Origin of the sequence: Limosilactobacillus oris DSM 4864, from assembly GCF_001434465.1 — a bacterium.
Taxonomy (GTDB): domain Bacteria; phylum Bacillota; class Bacilli; order Lactobacillales; family Lactobacillaceae; genus Limosilactobacillus; species Limosilactobacillus oris.
Genome location: NZ_AZGE01000002.1, coordinates 1 through 14,040 on the forward strand (window position 1 = coordinate 1; position 14,040 = coordinate 14,040).

Here is a 14,040-nt window from a genome sequence, read left to right on the forward strand (position 1 = left end):
CCATCAGTACTTAAAATTGTAGAGCCAATGAGATAGATAGACAGTCGTTGATGAAAATCAGCGGCTGTTTTTATTTTTAAATTAGTTAAACGCTTTAACGAACGATTTACTTATTGAAAACCGTTATAGTTCGTGTTATTTTATTAGGTATTGAGAATTGATGAGAGGTAATTAAGAAATGGAAGAAAAAGCACAACTATTAGTTGGACCGGACGAAAAAATTTCGACAACGGAAGCGACCCTGCTAGGACTACAGCACGTCCTAGCAATGGACGTTTACGTGCCGCCAATCATTCTCGCCGGGATGCTGGCAATGGGGGCCGCTGATTCAACTGGTCTCCTGCAAGCAACTTTTTTGGCGGCGGGGATCGGCACGATTTTGCAAACGGCACTCTTTATGAAGATGCCGGTGTCGCAGGGACCGTCATTTGTTCCGCTGAGTGCCGCTGCTGGTGTTGTGATGGCCAGCGGGGGTCTCAAAGGAGCTGGAATGGCGACCTTACTAGGCGCCTTGGTCGTCGGGGCCGTCCTGCTAATCCTTCTCGGACTGAGCGGGGTATTTCAAAAGATTATTAACTACCTGGTACCGGCGGTGGTCGGGGGAACCATTATCACCTGTGTGGGCCTGTCTCTAATCCCGTCCGCCCTGAATGATAATATCTTTGAGGCGGCTGGCAACGTCTACCAGAATATGGAGCTGGCAGCGGTGACCGCGCTGACTCTGCTAATTTGTGTCGGCATTAGTATTCGCTTCCCGAGAGTTCAAAAGCTCTTTAAGGCTGGTTCGATTGTCATTGCCTTATTAGTTGGAACTGCGCTCAGTGCAAGCATGGGCCGCTTTGACTGGCACTCTGTTGCGACCGCCCCCTGGTTTAGTCTGCCCCAACGAACGATTCTCCACTGGGGAATTCACTTTGACCTTACGGCGATTTTTACCTTTATTATTATCTACGCGATTTTGACGACTGAGACAACCGGAACTTGGTTTGCCATGGGCGCCGTCACCAACCATACGATTACGAAGAAGCAATGGAATCACGGAATCGTCGGCGAGGGGCTAAGCTGTCTGATTGCTGCCTTTGCCGGGACAACCCCCGTAACGGGTTACTCCACCAATGCCGGAATTATCTCGATTACTGGAGTTGCAAGCAAGCGGGCCTTTATTTCCGCCGGCTGCTGGTTTATTCTCCTCGGCTTCTTTACTAAGTTGTCAGCGTTTCTGGCAGCGATTCCCGCACCGGTTATTGGGGGAGTATTCGCCATCATTACCGTGACGATCATGCTGAATGGCTTGAACGTCATCCGTAATTTAGATACGGGCGAAAGCGACATCTACGTTATCGGCTTGCCAATTATCCTGACGATTGCCCTGGTTCTGCTGCCTAAGCACGTCCTAAACGCGGCACCGCAGATGTTGCAATACCTGTTGGGATCACCAATCGCGATTGCAGCGATTACCGCGATTATTCTTAATATCTTGATGCCGCGGCGGCAGCACCTTTAAAATCTGGATGAAGGTAGTTAATTTTGTAGAAAACGATGCCGTAGCTGGCTTTTCATCGAAAGTTCAAAACGGCTGTGTTTGATTTTTCCAACCAAACACAGCCGTTTTATTTTTGCGCTCACTTTTTATTATCTTGAAAAAACTTTACAAAAAGATTGCAAAATAAATAAATTGATTTAAACACTTGATATGACTGGGATTCTTTAGTATTATGGATAGGTGCTTGAGCATTGGCGGGCAGTTTTGCCCTGCCCCCATACTGGTTTAAGCTGCGAAGTGTTGATGCGGAAGGTTGCGACACACCCGGCCGCTTTGCCACAGGATGTGGCGGTAATTTCCGCGGAGCTAGTCAAATTTTAAATCTGACGAAGGAGGGAACATAATGGCAAATCAAAAGATTCGTATTCGGTTAAAGGCTTATGAACACCGTATCCTTGACCAATCAGCAGACAAGATTGTGGATACCGCTAAGCGGACAGGTGCTCAGATTTCAGGTCCAATCCCGTTACCAACTGAACGGACTATCTACACGGTTATCCGTTCACCACACAAGTTCAAGAAGTCTCGGGAACAATTTGAAATGCGGACTCACAAGCGTCTGATCGATATCATTGACCCAACACCAAAGACTGTTGACGCATTAATGAAGCTCGACCTGCCAAGTGGTGTTGACATCGAAATCAAGTTGTAATTATTTCTACTTAATTTATTAAAACAATTAAATTGGAGGTGTACTCATGGCCAAAGGAATCTTAGGTAAAAAGGTTGGAATGACTCAAGTATTCACTGACAATGGTGAATTAGTTCCAGTTACTGTTATCGACGTAACGCCAAACGTTGTTATGCAGATCAAGACCGTTGAAAATGACGGTTACAACGCTGTTCAACTGGGCTTCGATGACAAGCGCGAAATCTTGAGCAACAAGCCTGAACAAGGTCATGCAGCAAAAGCAAATACAACCCCTAAGCGCTTCATCGGTGAAATCCGTGACGCTGAATTAGGGGATGACATCAAGGTAGGAGACGAAGTTAAGGCTGACGTCTTCGCTGAAGGTGAAACAGTCGACGTTACGGGTGTTACCAAGGGTCATGGTTACCAAGGTAACATTCACAAGGATAACCAGTCACGTGGACCAATGGCTCACGGTTCTCGTTACCACCGTCGTCCAGGTTCGCTGGGTGCCATCATTAACCGTGTCTTCAAGGGCATGAAGCTCCCAGGCCGGATGGGTAACAAGACTGTTACGATGCAACACTTACAAGTTGTTAAGGTTGACTTGGATAACAATGTCTTGCTCATCAAGGGTAACGTTCCTGGCGCTAACAAGTCATACGTTACGATTAAGAACTCTGTGAAGGCTAACACTAAGAAGAGCCTGAGCAAGCAACACAACAAATAATCAGAAAGGAGGAAGTTAATAATGACTAGCGTTAATTTGTACAAGCAAGATGGTAGCCAAAACGGCACGATCGAATTAAACGCCGCTGTGTTTGGTATCGAACCAAACCAAAACGCTGAATTTGATGCTATCCTGCGTCAACGTGCTTCTTTGCGCCAAGGTACCCACGCCGTTAAGAACCGTTCTGCGGTTAGCGGCGGTGGTAAGAAGCCATGGCGGCAAAAGGGTACTGGTCGTGCTCGTCAAGGATCAATTCGGGCACCACAGTTCCGTGGTGGTGGAATCGTCTTCGGACCTTCTCCACGTTCATACAAGTACAACCTGCCACGCAAGGTTCGTCAACTTGCAATCAAGTCAGCACTTTCCCAAAAGGTTCTCGACAACACATTAGTTGTTGTTGATGCATTGAACTTTGATGCACCAAAGACCAAGGAATTTGCTGGGGTAATGAACAACCTGAACGTTGCTGAAAAGGCCTTGATCGTTGTTACTGACGACGACAAGAACGCTGCATTATCAGCACGCAACCTGGCAAACGCAACTGTTGTTACTCCTGCCGGGGTTAACATCTTAAACGTTGCTGACGCCCAAAAGGTAATCATTACTAAGTCAGCTCTTTCTCAAGTAGAGGAGGTGCTCGCATAATGGAAGCACGCGATATTATTTTACGTCCAGTTGTTACCGAAGCCTCAATGGCCGGGATGGACGACAAGCGTTACACTTTTGATGTTGATTTACGGGCAACTAAGACTCAGGTCAAGAATGCCATTGAAGAAATCTTCGGTGTGAAGGTTGTTAAGGTTAACATCATGAATGTTAAGGGCAAGAAGAAGCGTCAAGGTCGTTACGTCGGCTACACTAAGCGTCGTCGTAAGGCAATCGTTACTCTTTCTGCTGATTCAGATGAAATTAAGCTGTTCAACGACAACAGTGAAAACTAATCATTAAAAAAAGGAGGAAAACATAGTGGGAATTCGTAAGTACAAACCTACTACTAACGGTCGCCGGAACATGAACGGTTACGACTTCGCTGAAATCACGAAGACGACGCCTGAAAAGTCATTGTTGGCTCCATTAAAGCACACTGCCGGCCGGAACAGCTATGGTCACATTACTGTTCGTCACCGTGGTGGTGGTGTTAAGCGTCAATACCGGATCATTGACTTTAAGCGGATCAAGGATGATGTTCCTGCAACTGTTAAGGCCATCGAATACGATCCAAACCGTACTGCTAACATCGCACTCTTGGGTTACGCTGATGGTACCAAGTCATACATCATCGCTCCTAAGGGTCTGAAGGTTGGCATGACTGTTCAATCTGGTCCAGATGCAGATATCAAGGTTGGTAACGCTCTTCCATTGAAGAACATTCCAGTTGGTACTGTTATTCACAACATTGAATTAAAGCCAGGCAAGGGTGGTCAGCTTGCTCGTTCAGCAGGTGCTTCTGCTCAATTACTTGGTAAGGATGAAAAGTACGTCTTGGTACGTCTTTCATCTGGTGAAGTACGGATGGTTCTTGCTACCTGCCGTGCCACTATCGGTACTGTTGGTAACGACGAACACGCCCTCTTAATCAAGGGTAAGGCTGGTCGGACCCGTTACGCTGGTCAACGTCCACACGTTCGTGGTTCTGTTATGAACCCTAATGATCACCCACATGGTGGTGGTGAAGGTAAGCAACCAGTTGGTTTACCATCTCCTCTGTCTCCATGGGGTAAGAAGACCGTTGGTAAGAAGACACGTTCACATAAGGCTCGTTCAAACAAGTTCATTGTTCGTGGTCGGAAGCGCGGTCCACACACTCGTTAATATATTACGTTTATTACCCGAGAGGAGGTACACTAAATGGGTCGTAGTTTGAAGAAGGGACCTTTCGCCGATGCTTCGTTACTGAAGAAGGTTAAGGAGCAGGAAGGTTCTGAAAAGAAGACGGTCATCAAGACCTGGTCACGTCGTTCTACCATTTTCCCAAGCTTCATTGGTTACACATTTGCTGTTTATGATGGTCGGAAGCACGTACCAGTTTACGTACAAGAAGACATGGTAGGTCACAAGTTGGGCGAATTCGTGCCAACTCGTACTTTCCACGGTCACGCAACTGATGACAAGAAGACAGGTAAGTAAAGGAGGGTGAATTAAGAAATGGCTGAAAACATCACTTCCGCTAAGGCAACTGCCAAGATGGTCCGTGTTCCTGCCCGCAAGGTTCGCCTTGTTTTAGACGCAATTCGCGGCAAGAGCGTTGCTGAAGCATTCGCTATTCTGAAGTTCACCAGCCGTGGTGCCGCTTCAGATGTTCAAAAAGTCTTAAATTCTGCTGTTGCAAACGCTGAAAACAACTTTGATTTAGATCGTGCTTCATTGGTTGTCAGCGAAGCCTACGCAAACGAAGGACCAACTTTAAAGCGGTTCCGTCCTCGTGCAAAGGGTTCTGCTTCACCAATTAACAAGCGGACTAGTCACATCACAGTGGTTGTTACAGAACGATAGGAGGAATAAATAGTGGGTCAAAAGATCAATCCTAATGGTTTTCGTGTCGGAGTCATTCGCGATTGGACTGCAAAGTGGTACGCTGATAAAGACTTTGCTAACTACCTGAACGAAGACCTTCGGATCCGTAAGTACATTGAAAAGCGACTTGCTGATGCCTCTGTATCAACCGTTGAAATTGAACGTGCCGCAAACCGCGTCAACGTTTCAATTCACACTGCCAAGCCAGGAATGGTTATTGGTAAGGGTGGTTCAGAAGTTGAAGCACTTCGTAAGGAATTAAACAAGTTAACTGGCAAGCGTGTCCACATCAACATTGTGGAAATCAAGAAGCCAGACTTGGATGCACACCTGGTTGGTGAAAGCATCGCACGGCAACTCGAAGCACGGATTGCTTTCCGTCGTGCAATGCGTGGAGCAATGCAACGGGCTATGCGTGCCGGCGCTAAGGGTATTAAGACTCAAGTTGCTGGTCGTTTGAACGGTGCTGATATGTCACGGGTTGAATCATACTCTGACGGTACTGTTCCATTGCACACTCTCCGTGCCGACATTGATTACTCTTGGGATGAAGCGAACACTACTTACGGTGTCCTGGGTGTTAAGACTTGGATCTACCGTGGTGAAGTTCTTCCTACCAAGAAGAATGAAAATGATGATGAACAAGGAGGGAAGTAAAACATGCTAGTACCAAAGCGAGTAAAGCACCGTAAGGTTCAACGTGGTCACATGCGTGGCGAAGCTAAGGGTGGCAAGACGGTTACCTTTGGTGAATTTGGTTTGCAAGCACTTGATTCCCACTGGATCAGCAACCGGCAAATCGAAGCCGCTCGTATTGCGATGACTCGTTACATGAAGCGTGGTGGGAAGGTTTGGATCAAGATCTTCCCTCAACTTTCCTACACCAGTAAAGGTGTTGGTGTCCGGATGGGTAACGGTAAAGGTGCTCCTGAAGGATGGGTTGCTCCAGTTAAGCGCGGCAAGGTAATGTTCGAAGTAGGGGGCGTTTCTGAAGAAGTCGCTCGTGAAGCTTTACGTCTTGCCGGTCACAAGTTGCCAGTTCGCACTAAGATCGTACAACGTGAGGAAGTAGGTGGACAATCTAATGAAAAGTAAAGATTACGTACAAGAACTGAATGGATTAACCACTGACAAGCTACTTGACCGTGAAAAGGAATTGAAGGAACAATTGTTTAACTTGCGTTTCCAATTAGCTACTGGTCAATTGGAAAACACTGCAAGCCTTAAAAAAGTACGTAAGGACATTGCACGGGTTAAGACAGTTCTTCGTCAACAAGAATTAAACAAATAAGAATACGAAAAGGAGGATTAGCGCATGAGTGAAGAACGTAATGCACGCAAGGTTTATCAAGGCCGCGTTGTTTCTGACAAGATGGACAAGACCATCACTGTCGTAATCGACACTTACAAGAGTGCCCCAATTTACGGCAAGCGTGTTAAGTACTCAAAGAAGTTCTACGCACACGATGAAAACAACGAAGCAAAGACCGGCGACACTGTACAAATCATGGAAACTCGGCCATTATCAGCTAAGAAGCGTTTCCGTCTTGTAAAAGTTGTCGAAAAGGCTGCTACCCTTTAATTAGCAGATAACTCTTAAATTCGTATTCTAATTCTTATTTGTAAATGGAAGGAGGACATTAACCGTGATTCAACAGGAAAGTCGGTTGAAGGTCGCTGATAACTCCGGTGCTCGTGAAATCCTTGTCATCAAGATCTTGGGTGGTTCCCGAGTTAAGACTGGTAACATCGGTGACATTATTGTTGCTACTGTAAAGCAGGCAACACCAGGTGGCGTTGTCAAGAAAGGTGACGTTGTTAAGGCTGTCGTTGTACGGACCAAGCATGGTCTGCACCGTAAGGATGGTTCTTACATCAAGTTTGATGAAAACGCCGCTGTTTTGATCAACAACGATAAGAGCCCTAAGGGTACCCGTATTTTTGGGCCAATCGCTCGTGAACTTCGTGGCGATGACTTCATGAAGATCGTTTCTCTGGCTCCAGAAGTTCTGTAAGATTAACCAAAAATAAGGAGGTGCACAATCAACATGCTCATTAAAACAGGTGACAAAGTTCGCGTTATCGCCGGTAAAGACAAGGGTAAGGAAGGTAACGTTAAGCAAATCTTCGCTGCCCAAAACCGTGTAATCGTTGAAGGCATTAACATGGTTAAGAAACACCAAAAGCCAAGCAACGCAAATCCTAACGGTGGCGTTATTGAAACTGAAGCTGCTATCAATGCTTCAAACGTAATGCTGATTGATCCTTCTACCAACGAACCAACCCGTGTTGGTTACAAGTTCGTTGATGGCAAGAAGGTTCGGGTTGCCAAGAAGTCTGGCAAGACCATCGACTAATCGAGGAAAGGAGGAATAATTACTAATGGAAAACCGTTTAAAAGCTAAGTACGAAAGCGAAATCCGTCCTGCATTGATTGAAAAGTTCAACTACACTTCAACGATGCAAGCGCCAAAGGTCGACAAGATCGTCTTGAACATGGGTGTTGGTGATGCCACTACTAACTCCAAGAACTTGGACGAAGCCGTTGAAGAATTGGGCTTGATTGCTGGTCAAAAGCCATTGATCACTAAGGCTAAGAAGTCCATCGCCGGCTTCCGTCTTCGTGAAGGAATGCCAATTGGTGCTAAGGTAACCTTACGTGGTGAACGGATGTATGATTTCTTGGACAAGTTAATCAACGTAGCATTGCCACGGGTTCGTGACTTCCACGGTGTAAGCAACAAGGCCTTTGATGGTCGTGGTAACTACACTCTTGGTATCCATGAACAATTAATTTTCCCTGAAATTGATTACGATAAGGTTAACCGGGTTCGGGGCTTGGACGTAGTCATTGTTACTACTGCTGAAAGTGATGAAGAATCACATGAATTACTTGCCCAACTCGGCATGCCATTTGCTAAATAAGGAGGTTCCACAAATTGGCTAAAAAATCAATGATTGCTAAGTGCAACCGTCCAGCGAAGTTCTCAAGTCGTGAATACACGCGTTGTGCACGTTGTGGACGTCCGCACTCAGTTTACCGTAAATTCCACCTATGCCGGATTTGCTTACGTGAACTTGCCCACAAGGGACAAATTCCTGGTTTAAAGAAGGCTAGCTGGTAAACAAATCACCGACAAAAGGAGGAAAACATCGATGTCTATGAGCGATCCAATTGCAGATTTCTTAACGCGGATTCGTAATGCTAACATGGCACAACACGAATCAGTTGAGGTTCCTGCATCTAAGATGAAGAAGGACATCGCCGAAATCTTGAAGAATGAAGGTTTCGTTCGCGATGTTGAATATGTTGACGATAACAAGCAAGGCATCATCCGTGTGTTCTTGAAATATGGCAACGACGGTCAACGCGTTATTTCTGGCTTGAAGCGGATTTCAAAGCCTGGTCTGCGGTCTTATGTTAAGGCTGATGCTGTGCCAAAGGTTCTTAACGGATTAGGTATTGCTATTATTTCAACATCTGAGGGTGTTGTAACCGACAAGGTAGCTCGCGCCAAAAAAATCGGTGGCGAAGTTATCGCTTACGTTTGGTAAGATATTATATAAAGCTAGGAGGTGCACGCATGAGTCGTATTGGTTACAAGGAAATTGACTTGCCACAAGGTGTAGAAGTATCCCAGGAAGGCAACGTCGTAACTGTTAAGGGTCCTAAGGGAACTTTGTCACGTGAAATCTCACCTTTGATTAAGATGACGGTTGCTGACAACGTGATTAAGTTTGACCGTGATGATGATTCCAACAAGATGAAGATGATTCACGGTACTACCCGGGCAAACGTTAACAACATGGTTGAAGGTGTTGTTGATGGTTACAAGAAGGTCCTGAAGTTAGTCGGTGTTGGTTACCGTGCTCAATTCAAGGGCAACAAGCTGATTTTGACGGTTGGTTACTCCAACCCAGTTGAAATGGACAAGCCGGAAGATATTGACATTAAGGTTCCTGACAACACTACTATCGAATTAAGCTCCATCAACAAGGAACACCTTGGTGATTTTGCTGCCCAAGTTCGTGCCGTTCGTTCACCTGAACCATACAAGGGTAAGGGTATTCGTTACGAAAACGAACACATCATCCGTAAGGAAGGTAAGACTGGTAAGTAACCTTGAGAGGTTAATCTACCGTCTACGAATTAAACTATACTATTTAATAAGAGGTGACTGTTGTGATTTCTAAACCAGATAAGAACAAGATCCGTCAACGCCGTCACATGCGCGTTCGCGGCAAGATCTCTGGTACTGCGGAGCGCCCACGCTTAAGTGTTTACCGTTCAAACAAAAACATTTACGCTCAATTAATTGATGACGTAAAGGGTGTGACGCTCGCAAGTGCCTCCACAAACGACAGCGAAGTTAGTGGTAAGACGAAGACTGAACAAGCTAGCGGCGTTGGTGCATTGATTGCCAAGCGTGCTGCTGACCAAAACATCACGAACGTTGTGTTTGACCGTGGTGGGTACCTGTACCATGGTCGTGTTCAGGCTTTGGCTGAAGCTGCTCGTGAAAACGGACTTAAATTCTAAGGAAAAGGAGGAATAACCTGCAATGTCAGAATACATTGATCCAGCAAAGTTGGACTTAGACGATCAAGTTGTTGCTATCAACCGGATTACCAAGGTTGTTAAGGGTGGTCGTCGGATGCGGTTTGCTGCCCTTGTTATCGTCGGCGATCGTAAGGGTCACGTTGGTTTTGGTACTGGTAAGGCTCAAGAAGTTCCAGAAGCCATCCGCAAGGCTCAAGCTGCTGCTGAAAAGAACCTGATTACTGTTCCAATCGTTGGTACTACTATTCCGCACGAAGTTATCGGTACTTACGGCGGTGGTAAGATCATGTTGAAGCCCGCCGTTGAAGGTTCCGGGGTTGCTGCCGGTGGTGCGGTTCGTAACGTTATGGACCTGGCCGGGGTTGCCGATGTTACTTCCAAGCGTCTGGGCTCCAACACGCCAATCAGCGTGGTTCGGGCTACTTTCGAAGGTCTGAAGCAATTGAAGAGTGCTGACGAAGTTGCTAAGCTTCGTGGCGTTTCAGTAGATCACTTGGCTGAATAAGGAGGGCACTAATTATGGCTAAAGTTAAAGTTACCTTAATCCACAGTGTTGCCCACCGTGAACCAACCCAACGGAAGACCGTTCAGGCCTTGGGCTTAGGCAAGATCGGCAGTTCAAACATTCTGCCAGACAATGCCGCAACACGTGGTCAAATTTTCAAAGTTGCACACTTAGTTTCAATCGAAGAAGTTAAGTAATTAAAACTAAATAATAAGGAGGTGCCTACCAAATGAAGTTAAATGAATTGAAGCCTGCTGAAGGTTCTCGTTCAAAGCGTCTTCGTAAGGGTCGTGGTCTTTCATCAGGTCACGGTTTCACTTCAGGACGTGGTACTAAGGGTCAAAAGGCTCACGGCAAGACTCGTCTTGGTTTTGAAGGGGGTCAAATGCCACTCTACCGGCAAATTCCTAAGCGTGGTTTTACCAACATCAACCGCAAGGAATACGCTATTGTTAACTTGACTGCCCTGAACAAGTTCGATGACGGTGCTGAAGTTACTCCAGAAGTTCTGGTAGAAAACGGAATCGTTAAGAACTTGAAGAGCGGTGTTAAGGTTCTTGGTAGCGGTAAGCTGGAAAAGAAGTTAACTGTTAAGGCTAACAAGTTTTCTGCTTCAGCGGTTTCAGCAATTGAAGCTGCTGGCGGTAAAACTGAGGTGATGTAATTTGTTCAAAGCCGTCATAAACACGTTAAAGGTTAAGGAGATTCGGAAGAAGATTCTCTTTACCTTATTCGTGTTGATTGTTTACCGAATTGGGGCGGCTATCACTGTTCCTGGAGTTAACGCTGCAGCTTTGCAGGAAATTTCCTCGACCGGGTTAGCATCGATCCTCAATACCTTTAGTGGTGGTGGCTTGGAAAACTACTCGTTGTTTGCAATGGGGGTTTCCCCGTACATCACCGCCCAGATTGTTGTTCAACTGCTGCAGATGGATATTGTTCCGCGGTTTGTTGAATGGAGTAAGCAAGGGGAAGTTGGTCGGCGAAAACTTAACCAGGCAACCAGGTGGTTAACGATTGTCCTTGGATTTATCCAATCAATTGGGATTACCGCCGGGTTCAACGCGTTAAGCACGATTAAATTGGTTAACCACCCCAATCCGCAGACTTACCTAACGATTGGTTTGATTCTGACGGCGGGGACGATGTTTGCTACCTGGATGGGGGACATGATTACCGAACGTGGTATCGGTAATGGTGTTTCAATGCTGATTTTTGCCGGGATTGTTGCACAAATGCCCGGTGCGATGCGGCAACTCTGGGACGATCAAATTGCAGGAGAATCCGGTGCGGCCTTATGGTCAGGAATCGGCTTCATTGCGTTAGTTGTTGTAGCATTATTAATCATTGTGGCGTTCGTAACTTGGGTCCAACAAGCTGAACGTCGGTTACCGATTCAGTATACTCGTCGGACAACTACTTCACCATCAAGCAGTTACCTCCCGTTAAAGATTAACGTTTCTGGGGTTATTCCAGTCATCTTCGCTGGTTCCTTTATTTCAACCCCGCAAACGATCTTGATGGCTTTCCAGCAAAACCATGGTGGTGACACTTGGTATCAAGTACTGACAACGATTTTTAATATGCAATCCGGTCCGGGGATCGCCTTGTATACGTTGTTGATTGTTGTATTTACCTTTTTCTACGCCTTTGTTCAGGTTAATCCGGAAAAGCTCGCAGAAAACTTGCAAAAGCAGGGTTCCTACATTTCTGGTGTTCGGCCGGGAAAAGGAACGCAAACTTTTGTTTCAGGTCTGTTAATGCGTTTAAGTACGGTTGGTTCGCTCTTCTTGGGATTGATCTCCTTAATCCCACTGATTGCCAGCAACGTCTGGAACCTTAGCCAGTCAATCGGCTTGGGTGGGACCAGCTTATTGATCATCGTCCAGATTGCCCTGGATGTTATCCGTCAATTAAACGGGTTAACGATGAAGCGTGAATATATTGGATTTATTCGTGAACCAGAAGGAGGAAATGGCAAATGAGTATGAACCTTGTTTTAATGGGGTTGCCTGGTGCCGGTAAGGGTACCCAAGCGCAAAAGATTGTGGAAGATTTCGATATTCCTCATATTTCAACTGGGGACATCTTCCGTGCGGCAATTAAAAACGAAACGCCAATGGGAGTTGAAGCTAAGAAGTACATCGATAAGGGTGAATTAGTTCCGGATGAAGTGACGAACGGCATTGTTAAGGAACGACTTGCCCAGGATGATACTGCCAAGGGCTTCATGCTTGATGGCTTTCCTCGCAATCTTAACCAGGCTGCGGCTTTGGATAAGATGTTAGCTGAGAGTAACCGGCAATTAGATGCTGTCATCAATATTCACGTCGAACCAGATGTGCTGGTAGAACGGTTAAGTGGTCGGTTTATTTGTCGCAATTGTGGTGCAACGTATCATAAGATTTACAATGCGCCAAAGGTAGAAGGAACGTGTGACGTCTGTGGCGGCCACGAATTCTACCAACGTGATGACGATAAGCCAGAAACGGTCAAGAATCGTTTGGATGTCAACATTAAGTTGAACACCCCACTGGTAGATTACTACCAAAAGCAAGGTGTTTTGCACACGATCGATGGCCAACAGGACATCGATAAGGTTTATGCAGATGTCAAGAAAGTGCTTAATAGTCTCTAAAGATGCTTGATAACTTGCGCTAGACAGCTACTTATGCTAAACTAGGCAAGGTTTATCTAGCTGACAGTGGGGAGTAGTGCGCTTTCCACCGTTTTTACGTAATTTCTTGATTAAGCAAGGAGGAACCGTTTCGTGGCAAAAGCCGATGTGATTGAAGTTGAGGGTAAGGTTACTGAAACCCTGCCTAACGCGATGTTTAAAGTTGAACTGGAAAATGGGGCGGAGATTCTTGCTCATGTCTCAGGAAAGATTCGGATGCACTACATCAAGATTCTGCCTGGGGACCGAGTAAAGGTTGAAATGTCTCCATATGACCTTACCAAGGGTCGGATCACGTTCCGGTTTAAGTAATAATTGTTGATCTAGGAACTCTTAGGAGGATTTTTAAGGATGAAAGTAAGACCATCAGTCAAGCGGATGTGCGAGCACTGCAAGATCGTTAAGCGTCATGGACGTGTTATGGTGATTTGCTCTGCTAACCCAAAGCACAAGCAACGTCAAGGTAAGTAATTTTATTATATAGGAATGGAGGTGCACTAAATGGCTCGTATTGCAGGTGTCGATTTACCTCGTGACAAGCGAATTGTAATCGGCTTAACTTATATTTACGGTATCGGTGATTCCACTGCTAAGAAGATTCTGGAAGCTGCCGGTGTTTCTGAAGATGTTCGTGTTCGTGATTTAACTCCGGACCAAGAAGAAAAGATCCGTGGTCAAGTTGAAAACATCCAAGTGGAAGGTGACTTGCGCCGGGAAGTTTCAATGAACATCAAGCGTCTGCAAGAAATTGGTTCATACCGTGGTATGCGTCACCGTCGTGGTTTACCAGTTCGTGGTCAACACACGAAGAACAACGCTCGTACTCGTAAGGGTAAGGCGGTAACCATCGCTAACAAGAAGAAGTAATTTAATTTTATA

General features: G+C 45.9%; 27 protein-coding genes. All 27 read left to right on the forward strand.

Annotated elements, in window-relative coordinates; genetic code table 11:
- Positions 1 to 178 precede the first annotated feature (178 nt).
- The 27 genes from FC49_RS01445 to rpsM all read left to right on the forward strand — a co-directional run bounded on the left by FC49_RS01445 (position 179) and on the right by rpsM (position 14,028).
- Entirely contained in the window at positions 179 to 1,504 is a 1,326-nt protein-coding gene (locus FC49_RS01445; protein ID WP_056983880.1) for a uracil-xanthine permease family protein, read from the forward strand.
- A gap of 382 nt (positions 1,505 to 1,886) precedes the next feature.
- Positions 1,887 to 2,195, forward strand: a complete 309-nt coding sequence (rpsJ, locus tag FC49_RS01450) for a 30S ribosomal protein S10 (protein WP_003714487.1) — start codon at positions 1,887 to 1,889, stop codon at positions 2,193 to 2,195.
- Between the two features lie 46 nt (positions 2,196 to 2,241).
- Positions 2,242 to 2,904, forward strand: coding sequence for a 50S ribosomal protein L3 (gene rplC / locus FC49_RS01455; RefSeq protein ID WP_003714508.1), 663 nt, complete (start codon positions 2,242 to 2,244; stop codon positions 2,902 to 2,904).
- Positions 2,905 to 2,925: 21 nt separating this feature from the next.
- Positions 2,926 to 3,549 carry a 50S ribosomal protein L4 gene (gene rplD, locus FC49_RS01460; RefSeq protein WP_056983881.1) on the forward strand — a complete coding sequence of 208 codons (624 nt, stop codon included), beginning with the start codon at positions 2,926 to 2,928 and terminating at the stop codon, positions 3,547 to 3,549.
- Positions 3,549 to 3,845 (forward strand): 50S ribosomal protein L23, encoded by a 297-nt coding sequence (rplW, locus tag FC49_RS01465; RefSeq protein ID WP_003714478.1) that lies wholly within the window; start codon positions 3,549 to 3,551, stop codon positions 3,843 to 3,845. The genes rplD and rplW overlap by 1 nt, the downstream gene beginning before the upstream one ends.
- 25 nt (positions 3,846 to 3,870) lie before the next feature.
- Positions 3,871 to 4,716, forward strand: coding sequence for a 50S ribosomal protein L2 (rplB, locus tag FC49_RS01470; RefSeq protein ID WP_003714468.1), 846 nt, complete (start codon positions 3,871 to 3,873; stop codon positions 4,714 to 4,716).
- Between the two features lie 36 nt (positions 4,717 to 4,752).
- The gene (gene rpsS / locus FC49_RS01475; protein ID WP_003714506.1) at positions 4,753 to 5,031 is read left to right on the forward strand and encodes a 30S ribosomal protein S19; all 279 of its coding nucleotides are present in this window, start codon (positions 4,753 to 4,755) and stop codon (positions 5,029 to 5,031) included.
- Positions 5,032 to 5,049: 18 nt separating this feature from the next.
- A complete protein-coding gene (rplV, locus tag FC49_RS01480) occupies positions 5,050 to 5,397 on the forward strand; it encodes a 50S ribosomal protein L22 (protein WP_003714490.1) in 348 nt (115 codons plus the stop codon).
- A gap of 12 nt (positions 5,398 to 5,409) precedes the next feature.
- Positions 5,410 to 6,075, forward strand: a complete 666-nt coding sequence (gene rpsC / locus FC49_RS01485; RefSeq protein ID WP_003714496.1) for a 30S ribosomal protein S3 — start codon at positions 5,410 to 5,412, stop codon at positions 6,073 to 6,075.
- A 3-nt stretch (positions 6,076 to 6,078) separates the two neighbouring features.
- On the forward strand, positions 6,079 to 6,513 hold the full coding sequence (gene rplP, locus FC49_RS01490; protein ID WP_003664555.1) for a 50S ribosomal protein L16: 435 nt from the start codon (positions 6,079 to 6,081) through the stop codon (positions 6,511 to 6,513).
- A complete protein-coding gene (gene rpmC, locus FC49_RS01495) occupies positions 6,503 to 6,709 on the forward strand; it encodes a 50S ribosomal protein L29 (protein ID WP_003714473.1) in 207 nt (68 codons plus the stop codon). Before rplP ends, rpmC begins: the two co-directional genes overlap by 11 nt.
- Positions 6,710 to 6,733: 24 nt before the next feature.
- Positions 6,734 to 7,000: a 30S ribosomal protein S17 gene (rpsQ, locus tag FC49_RS01500; RefSeq protein WP_003714501.1), complete on the forward strand. Its 267-nt coding sequence runs from the start codon at positions 6,734 to 6,736 to the stop codon at positions 6,998 to 7,000.
- A 64-nt stretch (positions 7,001 to 7,064) separates the two neighbouring features.
- Entirely contained in the window at positions 7,065 to 7,433 is a 369-nt protein-coding gene (gene rplN, locus FC49_RS01505) for a 50S ribosomal protein L14 (RefSeq protein ID WP_003714461.1), read from the forward strand.
- Positions 7,434 to 7,466: 33 nt separating this feature from the next.
- Positions 7,467 to 7,775 (forward strand): 50S ribosomal protein L24, encoded by a 309-nt coding sequence (rplX, locus tag FC49_RS01510; RefSeq protein WP_003714494.1) that lies wholly within the window; start codon positions 7,467 to 7,469, stop codon positions 7,773 to 7,775.
- A 25-nt stretch (positions 7,776 to 7,800) separates the two neighbouring features.
- Positions 7,801 to 8,343 (forward strand): 50S ribosomal protein L5, encoded by a 543-nt coding sequence (gene rplE, locus FC49_RS01515; protein ID WP_003716075.1) that lies wholly within the window; start codon positions 7,801 to 7,803, stop codon positions 8,341 to 8,343.
- Between the two features lie 14 nt (positions 8,344 to 8,357).
- Positions 8,358 to 8,543 carry a type Z 30S ribosomal protein S14 gene (locus FC49_RS09705; RefSeq protein WP_003664547.1) on the forward strand — a complete coding sequence of 62 codons (186 nt, stop codon included), beginning with the start codon at positions 8,358 to 8,360 and terminating at the stop codon, positions 8,541 to 8,543.
- 31 nt (positions 8,544 to 8,574) lie between these two features.
- Positions 8,575 to 8,973, forward strand: a complete 399-nt coding sequence (gene rpsH, locus FC49_RS01520; RefSeq protein WP_003714522.1) for a 30S ribosomal protein S8 — start codon at positions 8,575 to 8,577, stop codon at positions 8,971 to 8,973.
- A 29-nt stretch (positions 8,974 to 9,002) separates the two neighbouring features.
- The gene (rplF, locus tag FC49_RS01525; RefSeq protein WP_003714509.1) at positions 9,003 to 9,539 is read left to right on the forward strand and encodes a 50S ribosomal protein L6; all 537 of its coding nucleotides are present in this window, start codon (positions 9,003 to 9,005) and stop codon (positions 9,537 to 9,539) included.
- A 53-nt stretch (positions 9,540 to 9,592) separates the two neighbouring features.
- A complete protein-coding gene (rplR, locus tag FC49_RS01530) occupies positions 9,593 to 9,958 on the forward strand; it encodes a 50S ribosomal protein L18 (protein ID WP_003716171.1) in 366 nt (121 codons plus the stop codon).
- A 22-nt stretch (positions 9,959 to 9,980) separates the two neighbouring features.
- A complete protein-coding gene (gene rpsE, locus FC49_RS01535; protein ID WP_003714463.1) occupies positions 9,981 to 10,484 on the forward strand; it encodes a 30S ribosomal protein S5 in 504 nt (167 codons plus the stop codon).
- A 14-nt stretch (positions 10,485 to 10,498) separates the two neighbouring features.
- Positions 10,499 to 10,681 (forward strand): 50S ribosomal protein L30, encoded by a 183-nt coding sequence (gene rpmD / locus FC49_RS01540; RefSeq protein WP_003714480.1) that lies wholly within the window; start codon positions 10,499 to 10,501, stop codon positions 10,679 to 10,681.
- 32 nt (positions 10,682 to 10,713) lie between these two features.
- Positions 10,714 to 11,148 carry a 50S ribosomal protein L15 gene (rplO, locus tag FC49_RS01545; protein ID WP_003714516.1) on the forward strand — a complete coding sequence of 145 codons (435 nt, stop codon included), beginning with the start codon at positions 10,714 to 10,716 and terminating at the stop codon, positions 11,146 to 11,148.
- Between the two features lies 1 nt (position 11,149).
- On the forward strand, positions 11,150 to 12,469 hold the full coding sequence (secY, locus tag FC49_RS01550; protein WP_003714482.1) for a preprotein translocase subunit SecY: 1,320 nt from the start codon (positions 11,150 to 11,152) through the stop codon (positions 12,467 to 12,469).
- Positions 12,466 to 13,122 carry an adenylate kinase gene (locus FC49_RS01555; RefSeq protein WP_003716083.1) on the forward strand — a complete coding sequence of 219 codons (657 nt, stop codon included), beginning with the start codon at positions 12,466 to 12,468 and terminating at the stop codon, positions 13,120 to 13,122. The genes secY and FC49_RS01555 overlap by 4 nt, the downstream gene beginning before the upstream one ends.
- Before the next feature lie 132 nt (positions 13,123 to 13,254).
- The gene (infA, locus tag FC49_RS01560) at positions 13,255 to 13,473 is read left to right on the forward strand and encodes a translation initiation factor IF-1 (protein ID WP_003664537.1); all 219 of its coding nucleotides are present in this window, start codon (positions 13,255 to 13,257) and stop codon (positions 13,471 to 13,473) included.
- Positions 13,474 to 13,512: 39 nt separating this feature from the next.
- Positions 13,513 to 13,632, forward strand: coding sequence for a 50S ribosomal protein L36 (gene rpmJ, locus FC49_RS09710; RefSeq protein ID WP_003714521.1), 120 nt, complete (start codon positions 13,513 to 13,515; stop codon positions 13,630 to 13,632).
- Positions 13,633 to 13,662: 30 nt separating this feature from the next.
- Positions 13,663 to 14,028, forward strand: coding sequence for a 30S ribosomal protein S13 (gene rpsM, locus FC49_RS01565; RefSeq protein WP_003714460.1), 366 nt, complete (start codon positions 13,663 to 13,665; stop codon positions 14,026 to 14,028).
- Positions 14,029 to 14,040 lie beyond the last annotated feature (12 nt).